Here is a 14,457-nt window from a genome sequence, read left to right as displayed (position 1 = left end):
GAATGATGGCGGACCAAGAGAAGCTGCTGGACCTGCTCAAGCGCGTCACCGGCGACCTGCACCGCACGCGGGAACGGCTGCGCGACGTCGAGTCCGGCCGGCACGAGCCGGTCGCGATCGTCGGCATGGCCTGCCGGTTCCCCGGCGGCGCCGACTCGCCCGCGGCGCTCTGGGACCTCGTCGACGCCGGCCGCGAAGGCATCGGCGAGTTCCCGGCCGACCGCGGCTGGGACACCACCGGCCTCTTCGACGACGACCCCGACCACCGCGGCACCACCTACGTGCGCACCGGCGGCTTCCTGCCCGGCGCGGGCGGGTTCGACGCCGAGTTCTTCGGCATCTCGCCCCGCGAGGCCCTCGCCATGGAGCCGCAGCAGCGGCTGCTGCTGGAGACGTCGTGGGAGGCCGTCGAGCACTCCGGCATCAACCCGGCCGCGCTGCGCGGCAGCGCCACCGGCGTCTACGTCGGCGTGTCCGCGCAGGAGTACGGGCCCCGTCTGCACAACCCCGGCGACGCGGTCGACGGCTACCTGCTCACCGGCACCACCTGCAGTGTCCACTCCGGACGGATCGCCTACCAGCTCGGCCTCGAGGGCCCGGCGGTGTCGATCGACACGGCGTGCTCGTCTTCGCTGGTCGCTGTGCACGCGGCCGTGCGCGGGCTGCGGGCGGGGGAGTGCTCCCTCGCCCTCGCCGGCGGGGTCAACCTGATGGCCTCGCCCGGCATCTTCGTCGACTTCGCGCGCCAGCGCGGTCTCGCCCCGGACGGCCGGTGCAAGTCGTTCTCCGACAACGCCGATGGCACCGCCTGGGCCGAGGGTGTCGGCGTCCTGGTGCTCGAGAAGCTGTCCGACGCCCAGCGCAACGGGCACCGGATCCTCGCCGTCGTGCGCGGCACGGCGGTGAACTCCGACGGCGCGTCCAACGGCCTCACCGCGCCGAACGGCCCGTCCCAGCAACGCGTGATCCGAGCCGCACTCGCCGACGCGCGACTGTCCACTTCGGACGTCGACGCGATCGAGGCGCACGGCACCGGGACCCGGCTGGGCGACCCGATCGAAGCCGAGGCGCTGCTGGCGACCTACGGCGCCGACCGCGACCGGCCGCTGTTCCTCGGCTCGGTCAAGTCGAACTTCGGGCACGCCCAGGCCGCGGCCGGGGTCGCGGGCATCATCAAGATGGTCGAGGCGATGCGCCACGGTGTCCTGCCGCCGACCCTGAACGTCGGCACGCCGAGCCGTGAGGTCGACTGGGCCGCCGGGCCGGTGTCGCTGCTGACCGAGCGCACGCCGTGGTCGACTGCGGGGGAGCCGCGCCGGTGCGCGGTGTCGTCGTTCGGGATCAGCGGCACCAACTCGCACGTCGTGCTGGAGCAGGCTCCCGACGCCGTCGCCGAAGAAGCCACCGCGGCGCCCGCGGTTGTTCCGCTGCTGCTGTCCGCGGCGACGGAACCGGCACTCGCCGCGCAGGCCGCGCGGCTCCTGGCCGCCCGGCCGGCCGAGCCGGCCGATGCCGCGCACACGCTGGCCACGGCCCGGGCGGCGCTGCCGTACCGCGCGGTGGTCACCGGCGCGGACTGGGAGACGCTGTCGGCTGGCTTGGCCGAGGTGGCCGAAGGCCGCGGTACCACCGGCCGGGTCAGCGAGGGCGGGCTCGCGTTCCTGTTCACCGGACAGGGTTCGCAGCGAGCCGGGATGGGTGAGGGCCTGTACGAGGCGTTCCCCGTCTTCGCGGCCGCCTACGACGAGGTCCGCGCGCTCCTGCCGGACTTCGGTGACCTGTCCCGCACCGAGTTCGCGCAGCCGGCGATCTTCGCCCTCGAAGTGGCGCTGTTCCGGCTGGTGGAGTCGTGGGGGGTGCGGCCGGACGTGCTGGCCGGGCACTCGATCGGCGAGATCGCGGCGGCCCACGTGTCCGGCGTGCTGTCGCTCGAGGACGCGGCCAAGCTCGTCACCGCGCGGGGCCGGTTGATGCAGGCTCTGCCCGAGGGCGGGGTCATGGTCGCGGTACAAGCCTCCGAAGCCGAGGTCGTGGAGCACCTCACCGACGGTGTTTCCCTGGCCGCGGTGAACGGCCCGTCGTCGGTTGTCCTGTCCGGCGCCGAGGAACCGACACTCGCGCTCGCCGCGCGGTTCGCCGACCGCAAGACCAAACAGCTCGACGTCTCGCACGCGTTCCACTCGGTGCTGATGGAGCCGATGCTCGAGGAGTTCGGCGAGCTGGTCCGCGGCCTGACGTTCAGCCGCCCGCGCATCCCGATCGAATCGACGGTGACGCCGGACGCCGACTTCACCGACCCTGCCTACTGGGTCACCCACGTCCGCGAAACCGTCCGGTTCGCCGACGCGACCGGCCGCCTGAACGGCATCACGAAGTTCTTGGAGCTCGGCCCCGACGGCGTCCTCAGCGCGCTCGTCGACAACGGCGTGCCCCTGCTCCGGCGCGGGCACGACGAGGCGACGCAGGCGGTCACCGCCGTCGGCGCGCTGCACACCCAGGGTGTGCCCGTCGACTGGACGGCCTACTTCGGCGGCGGTGGCCGGTTCACCGAGCTGCCCCCTTACCCCTTCCAGCACGAGCACTTCTGGCTCGCCCAGGACGACGAAGCCGACGTCACCTCGGCCGGTCTGGCCGCCGCCGACCACCCGCTGCTGGGTGCCGCGGTGTCCGTGGCCGACCACGACGGCCTGCTGCTCACCGGCCGGCTCTCCCTGGACCGGCACCCGTGGCTGGCCGACCATGTGGTCGCCGGCCGGGTCCTGGTGCCCGGCACCGCGTTCGCCGAGCTGGCCGTCCGCGCCGCCGACGAAACCGGCTGCGGCGGCGTGGAAGAGCTCGTGCTGCAGGAGCCCCTCGCGCTCGACCCCGGCACCGCGCCGGAGGTCCAGGTGGTGGTCGGCGCGGCCGACGAGCAGGGCCGCCGTCCGGTCTCGATCCACTCGCGCCTGCCGGAGCACCCGTGGACCACCCACGCCACCGGCACCCTCGACGCCCCCGAGCTTTCACGTGAAAGCTCCGCCTTCCCGGCCGCGTGGCCGCCGGAGGCCGACAACGTCGAGCTGGGTGACGCCTATGACCGGCTCGCCGCCGCCGGGCTCGCCTACGGCCCGCTGTTCCAGGGCCTGCGCCGGGTCTGGCGCCGCGGCGACGAGATCTTCGCCGAAGTCGCCCTCCCAGACCCGGACCAGGCCGCGAAGTTCGGCCTCCACCCGGCGCTGCTCGACGCGGCGCTCCAGGCCACCGCCGTCCCGGGCGGAGACGACCAGGGCTCGGTCCCGTTCGCCTGGCGTGACGTCGTCCTGCACGCCCGCGGCGCGACCGAACTGCGGGTCCACGCCCGCCCCACGGCGGAGGGCTTCACCTTCGACCTCGCCGACGGCACCGGCGCGCCGGTCGCGTCGATCGGCGGCCTGAGCGTCCGCGCGGTGACCCCCGCGGCGGCTCCGGCCCGCGACGGCCTCTACCGCGTCGAGCTCGCCCCCGTTCCGGCAGGCACGGCCGAAGTGACCGTCGCCGACGTCTTCGAGGTGCCCGGCGCCGACCCGGTGACCGCGACGCTCCTTGCGGTGCAGCAGTTCCTGGCCGCCGACCACGACGGTGTGCTCGTTGTCCTGACCTCCGGCGGCGCCGCCGACGGCCTGGTCCGCACCGCGCAGGCCGAGAACCCGGACCGGATCGTCCTGCTCCACGGCGGCCGTGCCGACATCGACGCGGCGCTGGCCACCGGCGAGCCGGAGGTCCACGTCCAGGACGGCAAGCTCTTCGCCCCGCGCCTCGCCCGCGCCACGGCGTCCGAAGGGTCCACTGTGGACACCGACGGAACCGTGCTCGTCACCGGCGGCACCGGGGGCCTGGGCGCGGAGCTGGCCCGGCACCTGGTCACGACCCACGGCGTCCGGAACCTGCTGCTCGTCAGCCGCCGTGGTCCGGCCGCACCGGGCGCCGAGGCCTTGGCCGCCGAGCTCACCGGACTCGGCGCCACCGTGCGGGTCGAAGCCGCCGACGTCGCCGACCGCGACCAGGTCCGGGCCCTCCTCGAACGGGAGCCGGTGACCGGGATCGTCCACGCGGCCGGGATCCTCGACGACGGTGTCCTCACCGCCCTGACGCCCGAGCGCCTCGAAGGTGTCTTCCGCGCCAAGGCCACCGCCGCCCAGGTCCTCGACGAGCTCGCCGGCGACCTCGGCTTCTTCGTGCTGTTCTCCTCGATCGCCGGGGTCTTCGGCTCGCCCGGCCAGGCGGCCTACTCGGCGGCCAACGCCGCCCTCGACGCTCTCGCCCGGCAGCGGCGCGCCGCCGGAAAGCCCGCGCAGTCCCTCGCCTGGGGCCTGTGGCAGCACGGCATGGGCGCCGGCCTGGCCGGCGCCGACCGCGACCGCATCGGCCGGGACGGCTTCGGCGCCCTCGACGTCACCGAAGGCCTGGCCCTCTTCGACGCGGCCCTGGCCGACGGCGGCGAGCTGCTCGTCCCCGTCCGCCTGGACCTGGCCACCGTCCGGAAGGCCGGGACCGTCCCGCCACTGCTGCGGGGCCTCGTCCGGGTGCGGACCCGGCGGACCGCCGCCCGCGGCGCGGAGACGAACGGGCTGGTCAAGCGCTTGGCGGAGTTGCCCGAGGGCGACCGCGAACCGGCGCTGACCGACCTGGTCCGGGCCCGGGTCGCCGCCGTGCTCGGCCGCGCGGGCGCGGACACCGTCGAGGCGTCCCGGCCGTTCACCGAGCTCGGCTTCGACTCGCTCACCGCCGTCGAGCTGCGCAACGAACTGAGCACCGAGACCGGGTTGCGGCTGCCCGCGACCCTCGTGTTCGACCACCCGTCCCCGGCCGCCGTCGCGCGGTTCCTCACCGGTGAGCTGCTCGGCGGCGAGGAGAAGAAGGCCGCCGTGACCGCACCGCGCCGGGGTGCGGCCGACGAGCCGATCGCCATCGTCGCGATGGCCTGCCGGTACCCCGGCGGCGTCCGCTCGCCCGAAGACCTGTGGGACCTCGTCGACGCGGGCACCGACGCGATCTCGCCGTTCCCCGGCCGGCCCGGCTGGGACGTCGACGCGCTGTACGACCCCGAGCCCGGCCTGCCCGGCAAGACCTACACGCGGCACGGCGGCTTCCTGCACGACGCGGGCGAGTTCGACCCGGAGTTCTTTGGCATCTCGCCCCGCGAAGCGCTCGCGATGGACCCGCAGCAGCGGCTGCTCCTGGAGGTCAGCTGGGAGGCGTGCGAGCGCGCCCGGCTCGACCCGGCGTCGCTGAAGGGCAGCGCCACCGGGGTGTTCGCCGGGATCATGTACTACGACTACGCCGCGAAGCTGGCCAGCGTGCCCGACAGCGTCGCCGGGTTCCTCGGCACCGGCACCTCGGCCAGCGTCCTGTCCGGCCGTGTCGCCTACACGCTCGGCCTCGAGGGCCCGGCGGTGTCGGTGGACACGGCGTGTTCGTCGTCGCTGGTCGCCCTGCACCTCGCCGCCCGCGCGCTGCGGGCGGGGGAGTGCACGATGGCGCTGGCCGGCGGGGTCACCGTGATGGCGACCCCCGAGACGTTCCTCGACTTCTCGCGTCAGCGCGGGCTCTCGCCGGACGGCCGCTGCAAGTCCTTCTCCGCCGACGCCGACGGCACCGGCTGGTCGGAAGGCGCCGGTGTCCTGGTGCTGGAACGGCTGTCCGACGCCCGCCGCAACGGTCACCCCGTGCTCGCGGTGGTCCGTGGGTCCGCGGTCAACCAGGACGGCGCGTCGAACGGCCTGACCGCGCCGAACGGCCCGTCGCAGCAGCGCGTGATCCGGGCCGCGCTCGCCGACGCCGGACTGTCCACTTCGGACGTCGACGCGGTCGAGGCACACGGCACCGGCACCCGGCTCGGCGACCCGATCGAGGCCCAGGCGCTGATCGCCACCTACGGCGCCGAACGCGAAGAGCCGTTGTGGTTCGGGTCCGTGAAGTCGAACCTCGGGCACACGCAGGCCGCGGCCGGGGTCGCCGGGATCATCAAGATGGTCGAGGCGATGCGCCGCGGTGTCCTCCCGCGCAGCCTGCACGCCGGTGAGTTGTCGCACGAGGTCGAGTGGGACGCTGGAGCCGTCTCGCTGCTGACCGAGCCGCGGCCCTGGCCGGAGACCGGCCGTCCGCGGCGCGCCGGGGTGTCGTCGTTCGGCATCAGCGGCACGAACTCGCACGTCGTCCTGGAGGCCGTCCCCGAGGAACCGACACTTGAACCTGCCCCGCACGGTGTCGTGCCGTGGGTGCTCTCGGCGAAGTCGGACGCGGCCCTGGCCGAGCAGGCCCGGGCGCTCCTGCCCCTGGTGGGCACGGCCGACGCGGACGTCGCTTTCTCCCTCGCCACCACGCGGACCGCGCACGAGCGCCGGGCCGCCGTTGTCGGCGACCTGAAGGCCGGTTTGGAAGGGCTTGCCGACGGCCGCGGGATCATCGGGCGACCCCAGCCGGGGAAGCTGGCGTTCCTGTTCACCGGCCAGGGTTCTCAGCGGGCCGGGATGGGTGAAGGGCTGTACGAGGCGTTCCCGGTGTTCGCGGCGGCCTACGACGAGGTGCGCGCGCTGCTGCCGGACTTCGGCGACCTGTCGCGGACGGAGTTCGCGCAGCCCGCGATCTTCGCCTTGGAAGTGGCGTTGTTCCGGCTGGTGGAGTCCTGGGGCATCCGCCCGGACGTCCTGACCGGGCATTCCATCGGCGAAATCGCCGCCGCGCACGTCTCCGGAGTGCTCTCGCTGGCGGACGCGGCCAAGCTCGTCACGGCTCGCGGCCGGTTGATGCAGGCGCTGCCCGAGGGCGGAGTGATGGTCGCGATCCAGGCCTCCGAGGACGAGGTCGCCGACCACCTCACCGACGGCGTCTCCCTGGCCGCGGTGAACGGCCCGGCCGCGGTGGTGCTGTCCGGTGCCGAGGAGCCGACGCTGGCCGTCGCGGCGAAGTTCGCGGACCGCAAGACCAAGCGTCTCGACGTCTCGCACGCGTTCCACTCGGTGCTGATGGAGCCGATGCTGGCGGAGTTCCGCGAGGTCGTGCACGGGTTGACGTTCAATGACCCGCGGGTTCCGATCGTCTCGACGGTGACTGTGGACGCCGACGTCACCGACCCCGAGTACTGGGTGACGCACGTTCGCGAGACCGTCCGGTTCGCCGACGCCGTCGAGCGGCTCGGCACCGCGAAGTGCCTCGAACTCGGTCCGGACGCCGTGCTCAGCGCGCTGGTCGACACCGGGGTGCCGCTGCTGCGGCGGAACCAGGACGAAGCCACCACCGCGATGACCGCCGTGGCGACCCTGCACGTCCAGGGCGTCCGGCTCGACTGGGCCGCGGTCCTGCCCGGCGCGCGGCCGGTCGCACTGCCGACGTATCCCTTCCAGCGCAAGCACTTCTGGCTCGCCCCCGCAGGAGCCGCGGACCTCGGCCAGGCCGGGCTCGAGACCCCCGGGCACCCGCTGCTGGCGGCCGGGCTGCAGCTGGCCGAGGCGGAGGGCACCGTCCTCACCGGACGGCTGTCCCTCGCGACGCACCCGTGGCTGGCCGGGCACACCGTGCACAACACGGTGCTGCTGCCCGGCGCCGCGCTCGCCGAGCTGGCCGTCCGGGCCGGCGACGAGGCCGGGCTGCCGCGGCTGGCGGAGCTGACCCTGCACGCCCCGCTCGTCATCCCGCCCGCCGGTGCGGTCGAGCTGCAGGTCGCGGTGACCGCGGCGGCGGCGGTCACGATCCACTCGCGGGTCCCGGGCGAGGCCTGGGAGCTCAACGCGTCCGGTGTGCTCGCCGAGGCGGGCCCGCCCGCGTCCGGCTTCGCCTGGCCGGACGGCCTGGAGCCGGTCGACCTCGGGACGTTCTACGACGACCTGGCCGACCGCGGGTTCGCCTACGACGCGCTGTTCCAGGGCCTGCAAGCGGCCTGGCGTCACGGCGACGACCTCTACGCGGAGATCTCGCTGCCCGAAGAGGCCCACGACGACGCCGCGCGCTTCGGCCTGCACCCCGCGCTGTTCGACGCGGCGCTGCACGGCATGTTCCTCGGCGCCGGTGAGGAAGCCGGGGCGCTGCCGTTCAGCTGGACCGACGTGAGCCTGCACGCCAGCGGCGCCACCGCGGTCCGCGCCCGGTTGCGGTTCACCGGGCCCGGCGAGATCGCCGTCGACCTGACCGACCTCGCCGGCGCGCCGGTGCTGACCGTCGGCTCACTGGTCGTCCGCGCGGTCAGCGGCGACCAGCTGCGCGGTGGTGAGGACCGCTCGCTCTTCCGCGTCGAGCACGTCCCGGTGGCCGTCCCGGCGGTGACTCCGGTGGCGTGGCAGCGCTGGGACGAGGTCACCGAGCCGGTCGGGCCGGTGGTCGTGCTGCCCCGGCCGGAGGGCGACCTGCGGGAGACCACGCACGCCGTGCTGGACGTCCTGCAGCGGTTCCTCGCCGAGCCCCGGTTCTCCGGCTCCCGCCTGGTCGTGCAGACCGGGACCGGGCTCGCCGACGCGGCCGCGTCCGGCCTCGTCCGCTCGGCGCAGGCGGAGAACCCCGGCCGGTTCGTCGTCCTGGACGGCGCACTGTCCGATGTGGACACGGCGCTGGCGCTGAACGAGCCGCGCGTCCGGGTCCGCGACGGCCACGCCGAGGTCCCGCGGCTGGTGCGCGCCGAGCCCGGCCGCAAACCCGACTGGGAGCCGGCGGGCACCGTGCTGGTCACCGGCGGCACGGGCGGCGTCGGCGCGCGGCTGGCCGAGCGGCTGGTCACGCACCACGGTGTCGAGCGGCTGGTGCTCACCAGCCGCCGTGGGCTCGCCGCGCCGGACGCTCCGGAGCTGGCCGCCCGGCTGGGCGAGCTGGGCGCCGAGGTGCGGGTCGAGGCGTGTGACGTCGCCGACCGCGACGCCGTGGCCGCACTGCTCGCCGGGATCCCCGACCTCAAGGGGATCGTGCACGCGGCGGGTGTGCTCGACGACGGCGTCGTGACGGCGTTGACTCCCGAGCGGCTGGACCGCGTCCTCGGCCCGAAGGCCGACGGCGCCCGGCACCTGCACGAGCTGACGCGGGACCGGGAGCTGACGGAGTTCGTGCTGGTCTCGTCGGTCTCCGGGGTGCTCGGCGGGCCCGGGCAGGGCAACTACGCCGCCGCCAACGCCTACCTCGACGCGCTCGCCGAGCAGCGGCACACCGACGGGCTGCCGGCGCGGTCGCTGGCCTACGGGCTGTGGGCCGCCGACGGCATGGGCGGTGTCCTCGACCCGGCGCTGGTCGACCGCATGCGCCGGGACGGCTTCGGCGCGCTGACCCCGGAGGAGGGCGAGGTCCTGTTCGACCTCGCCGCCGGGCCGGTGGCGGTGCCGGTCAAGCTGGACGTCGCGGGCCTGCGCGACCAGGCTCGCGCCGGGGTGCTGCCCGCCCTGCTCACCGGCCTGGTCCGGCTGCCCGTGCGGCGCTCGGCGACCAGCACCCCGGCGGCGTCGCCGGACCTGGCGTCGCTGGCCCCGGCGGTCCGCGCCGAGGCGCTGGCCGACCTGGTCCGGACACACACCGCGCAGGTGCTCGGCTTCGCGTCGCCGTCCGAAGTGGACCCGGAGCACGCGTTCACCGACCTGGGGTTCGACTCCCTGACCTCGGTCGAGCTGCGCAACCGGCTCGCGGCCGCGGCGGGCCGGCCGCTGGGGGCGACGGTGGTGTTCGACCACCCGACCCCGGCCGCCCTCGCGACCCACCTCGGGGCGCTGCTGTTCCCGGCGGTCGTGGTGCCGGACGAGAGCCGGCTGCGCCGGGCCCTGGCGGGCGCGTCCCTCGACCGGTTCCGTGAGCTGGGGGTGCTGGAGGCGCTGATCCGCCTCGTCGACGACCACCCCGAAGAGGTCCGGGCGCCGGAGGAGTCGATCGACGACCTCGACGTCGGCGACCTGATCAGCCGGGCGATGTCCACCTCCCGCGACTGACCCGCCCCCTCGACGCCCGGCCGGACCCCTCCGGCCGGGCGTTGTCGTGTCCGGGGGATGGGTCCCCGGTTACCGGGTGGTGGTGAAGCGCCCGCCGGGAACCGGGCCCGCGCGCCCAGGATCGAGGCATGCCCGAGCTTCGCCCGTCTCGTCCGGTCCGGAGAATCTGATGGCGACACCCGAGGAGCTGGTTGCCGCGCTGCGGGAATCGGTGAAGGAGAACAGCAGGCTGGCCGCGCGCAACCGGGAACTCGCCGAGGCCGCGCGGGAACCGGTCGCGATCATCGGCATGGGCTGCCGGTACCCCGGCGGCGCCGACTCGCCCGAGGCGCTGTGGGACCTGGTCGCCGGCGGCCGGGACGCGGTGTCGGAGTTCCCCGCCGACCGCGGCTGGAACCTCGCCGAGCTGTTCCACCCCGACCCCGACCACCCCGGCACGTCCTACGCGCGCGAAGGCGGCTTCCTGCACGACGCCGCCGAGTTCGACGCCGAGTTCTTCGGCATCTCGCCGCGCGAGGCCCTGGCCATGGACCCGCAGCAGCGGCTGCTGCTGCAGGTCAGCTGGGAGGCCGTCGAACGCGCCGGGCTCGACGCATCGGCGTTGAAGGGCAGCCCCACCGGCGTGTTCGCCGGGATCATGTACCACGACTACGGCTCCGGCGCCGGTGAGCTGCCCGAAGGCGTCGAGGGGTTCCTCGGCACCGGCACCGCCGGCAGTGTGCTCTCCGGCCGTGTCGCCTACAGCTTCGGCTTCGAAGGCCCGGCTGTCTCGGTCGACACGGCGTGTTCGTCGTCGCTGGTCGCCGTCCACCTGGCCGCGCAGGCGCTGCGCAATGGCGAGTGCACGCTCGCCCTCGCCGGCGGCGCGACCGTGATGGCCGTGCCCGACACGTTCGTCGAGTTCTCCCGCCAGCGCGGCCTCGCCCCGGACGGGCGGTGCAAGTCGTTCGGCGCGGGCGCCGACGGCACCGGCTGGGGGGAAGGCGCCGGGGTCCTCCTGCTGGAGAAGCTCTCCGACGCCGTGCGCAACGGCCACCCCGTGCTCGCGGTGGTCGCCGGGTCGGCGGTCAACTCCGACGGCGCGTCCAACGGCCTCACCGCCCCCAACGGCCCGTCGCAGCAGCGGGTCATCCGCGCCGCGCTGGCGAGCGCCGGACTGTCCACTTCGGACGTAGACGTCGTCGAGGCGCACGGCACCGGAACGAAGCTCGGCGACCCGATCGAGGCCGACACGCTCCTGGCCACCTACGGCCAGGGCCGCGAAACACCGCTGTACCTCGGTTCGGTGAAGTCCAACCTCGGGCACACGCAGGCCGCGGCCGGCGTCGCCGGGATCATCAAGATGGTCGAGGCGCTGCGCCGCGGAGAGCTGCCGCGCACGCTGCACGCCGAAGAGCCGTCGCCGCACGTCGCGTGGGACTCCGGCGCCGTCGAGCTGCTCACCGAGCACCGCGCCTGGCCCGCGGTGGACCGCCCGCGCGCGGCCGCCGTGTCGTCGTTCGGCATCAGCGGCACCAACTCCCACGTCGTGCTGCGCCAGGCCCCGGACGCGGTCCCGGCCGACGAGGACCGCCGTCCGCCCGCCCGGATCCCGTGGGTGCTGTCCGCGCGCAGCGAGGCCGCGCTGCCCGACCTGGCCGAGCGGCTCCGCTGCGCCGAAGGCGACCCGCTCGACATCGCGTACTCCCTGGCCACCGGCCGGGCGGCGCTGCCGTTCCGGGCCGTGGTCACCGGCGCCGACCGCGACGAGCTGCACGCCGGCCTCGACGCCCTCGTCGAAGGCCGTGGCGTCACCGGCCGCGCCGGGAGCGGGAAGGTCGCGTTCCTGTGCACCGGCCAGGGCGCGCAACGGCTCGCCATGGGCAGCGAGCTGGCGCGGGCGTTCCCCGTTTTCGCCGAGACCTTCACCCGCGTCGCCGAGCGGCTCGACGCGCACACCGGTTACCAGCTCGCCGACGTCCTCGCCTGCGGCGACACGGCGATGATCAACCGCACCGAGGTCGCGCAGCCCGCGCTGTTCGCCTTCGAGGTCGCGACGGCCGAGCTGCTCCGCTCGTGGGGTGTCGAGCCGGACTTCCTGCTCGGGCACTCGATCGGCGAGCTGGCCGCGGCGCACCTGGCCGGCGTGTGGTCGCTCGACGACGCCGCCCGGCTGGTCGCCGCCCGCGGCCGGCTGATGCAGGCCCAGCCCGCGGGCGGCGCGATGGTCGCCCTGCAAGCCACCGAAGCCGAGCTGGACCTGCCGGACGGCGTCAGCATCGCCGCGGTCAACGGGCCGGCGTCGGTGGTGCTCTCCGGCGAGGAAACCGCGGTCGACAAGGTGGTCGCGGGCTTCCCGGACCGGCGCGCCAAGCGCCTCGCGGTCAGCCACGCCTTCCACTCCGCGCTGATGGACGGCATGCTCGAGGACTTCCGCGCCGTCGCCGAGAGCGTCACTTACGCCGAGCCGCGGATCCTGCTGGTTTCGGGCCTGACCGGCGAGGTCGCCGACGTCGGTGACGTCCGGGATCCCGGCTACTGGGTGCGGCAGGTCCGCGAAGCCGTCCGGTTCGCCGACGGCGTGCGGACGCTGCACACGCGCGGGGTCCGCCGGTTCGTCGAGATCGGGCCGGACGCCTCCCTGTCCGCGCTCGCCGCCGACTGCGTCGACGACGGGGTTTTTGTTCCCCTGCAACGCAAGGACCACGACGAGGTGACGGGCGCCGACCTCGCGCGGGCACGGCTCTTCACCGCCGGTGTCCGCCTGGACTGGGCGCGGATCTTCGACGGCACCGGCGCCGCGCGCGTCGACCTGCCGACCTACCCGTTCCGCCGGGACCGCTTCTGGCTCGCCGCCGCGGACCGGAGCGCCCCGCCGGCCCGGCGTCACGAAGTCGTCTGGCGCCCCTTCGAACCGGCTCCGGCGCCGGAGGCGAGCTGGACCGTGTACGCCCTCGAAGGGCACGCCTGGGCCGAAGCCGCGGCGAAGGCCCTCGGCGCACCGCTGGTGACCGAGATGCCCCAGGACGGTCCGGTCCTCGCCTTCCCGGCCGACGGCGCCGCGCTCGCGGCCCTCCTGCGCGACACCCCGGCGAAGATCTGGTGCGCCACCACCGATCCCGGCGTCGTCGCGGTCGGTCGCGTCGCGGCGATCGAGCAGCCCCGGCGCTGGGGTGGCTGTGTCACCCTGCCCACCCGGCCGGACGACGAGGCGGCCGCCCGGCTGCGGGCGGTTCTCGGCGGCGCCGAGGACGAGGTCGAGATCCGCGAGGACGGTGTGTACGCGCGCCGGTTCGTCCCGGCCGCACCGGCGTCCGCGGACTGGACGACCTCCGGCACGGCCCTGGTCACCGGCGGCACCGGCGCGCTCGGCGCGGTGGTGGCCGAGCGGCTGGTCCAGGCCGGGGCGGAGCACCTGGTGCTGCTGTCCCGCCGCGGTGCGGACGCTCCCGGCGCGGCCGAGCTGCGCGAGCGGCTGGAAGCGCGAGGCGCGCGTGTCAGCATCCACGCCTGCGATGCGGCCGACCGTGCCGCACTGTCCACAGTGGTCAGTGCGATCGACGATCTGCGCGTGGTCGTGCACACGGCGGGCGTCCTCGACGACGCCCTCCTCGACGACGCGACGCCGGAGCGGTTCGAAGCCGTCGCCCGGCCGAAGGTCGTCGCCGCGCACAACCTGCGTGAGCTGACCGATGACCTCGACGCGCTGGTGCTGTTCTCCTCCGTCGCCGGGGTGCTCGGGAACGGCGGCCAAGCCGCCTACGCGGCGGCGAACGCCGAACTCGACGCCCTCGCGACGCGGTGGCGCGGTGAAGGTGTCCCGGCGGTGTCGATCGCCTGGGGCCCGTGGGCCGAGGGCGGCATGGCCGAGGACGTCGACGTCAGCCGCAAGGGCCTGCGCCCGATGACCCCCGAGGCGGGCGCCGAGGAGTTCGTCGCGGCGATCGCCGCGGGCGACGCGTGCGTGACCGTGGCCGACTTCGACTGGCCGGCGTTCTTCGAGAGCTTCCGGACCGCGCCGATGCTGGCCGAGCTCCCACGCCCGGAAACCGCGGCACCGGAAGCGCCGGTCGCCGACCTGCGCGCACAGCTGACCGGGCTCATCGAGCCGGAACAGCGGCGGCTGCTCGTCCAGCTCGTGCGGGACACCGTCGCGCGGGTGCTCGGCCACCCGGACCCGGCGAAGATCGGGCCGGACCGCGCGTTCACCGAGCTCGGCTTCGACTCGCTCACCGCCGTCGAGCTGCGCAACCGGCTCGACGCGGCCACCGGGCTGGCCGTCCCGGCCACGCTCGTGTTCGACCACCCGACCCCGGCGGCCCTCGCCGGGTACCTCTGGCAGGAGCTGGCCGAGCCCGAACCGGCGGACCCGGCGGACCTCGACGGCCTGCTCGACGGCCTCGAAGCCGCCCTCGACCGGCTCGACCCGGCGGGCGAGGACCACGCCCGCGTGAGCGACCGGCTGCGCGCGCTCGCCGACCGTGTGGGCGCCCCGGACTTCAAGCCGGCGTCCGACGACGAGCTCTTCGCCTTCATTGACCAGCAACTCGGCGCTTGAGCCGGGTGC

General features: G+C 74.9%; 1 protein-coding gene and 1 pseudogene. Both read left to right on the top strand.

The window, feature by feature from the left end; all coding sequences use genetic code 11:
- Positions 1 to 5: 5 nt before the first annotated feature.
- Positions 6 to 9,911: an SDR family NAD(P)-dependent oxidoreductase gene (locus ACZ63E_RS38040; RefSeq protein ID WP_465341194.1), complete on the top strand. Its 9,906-nt coding sequence runs from the start codon at positions 6 to 8 to the stop codon at positions 9,909 to 9,911.
- A gap of 169 nt (positions 9,912 to 10,080) precedes the next feature.
- Positions 10,081 to 14,448 (top strand): annotated as a pseudogene (locus tag ACZ63E_RS38035) (type I polyketide synthase); the annotation flags it as partial.
- Positions 14,449 to 14,457 lie beyond the last annotated feature (9 nt).

The organism is Amycolatopsis sp. NPDC104819 (assembly GCF_055583145.1).
This window is presented reverse-complemented; position numbering and strand designations above follow the sequence as displayed.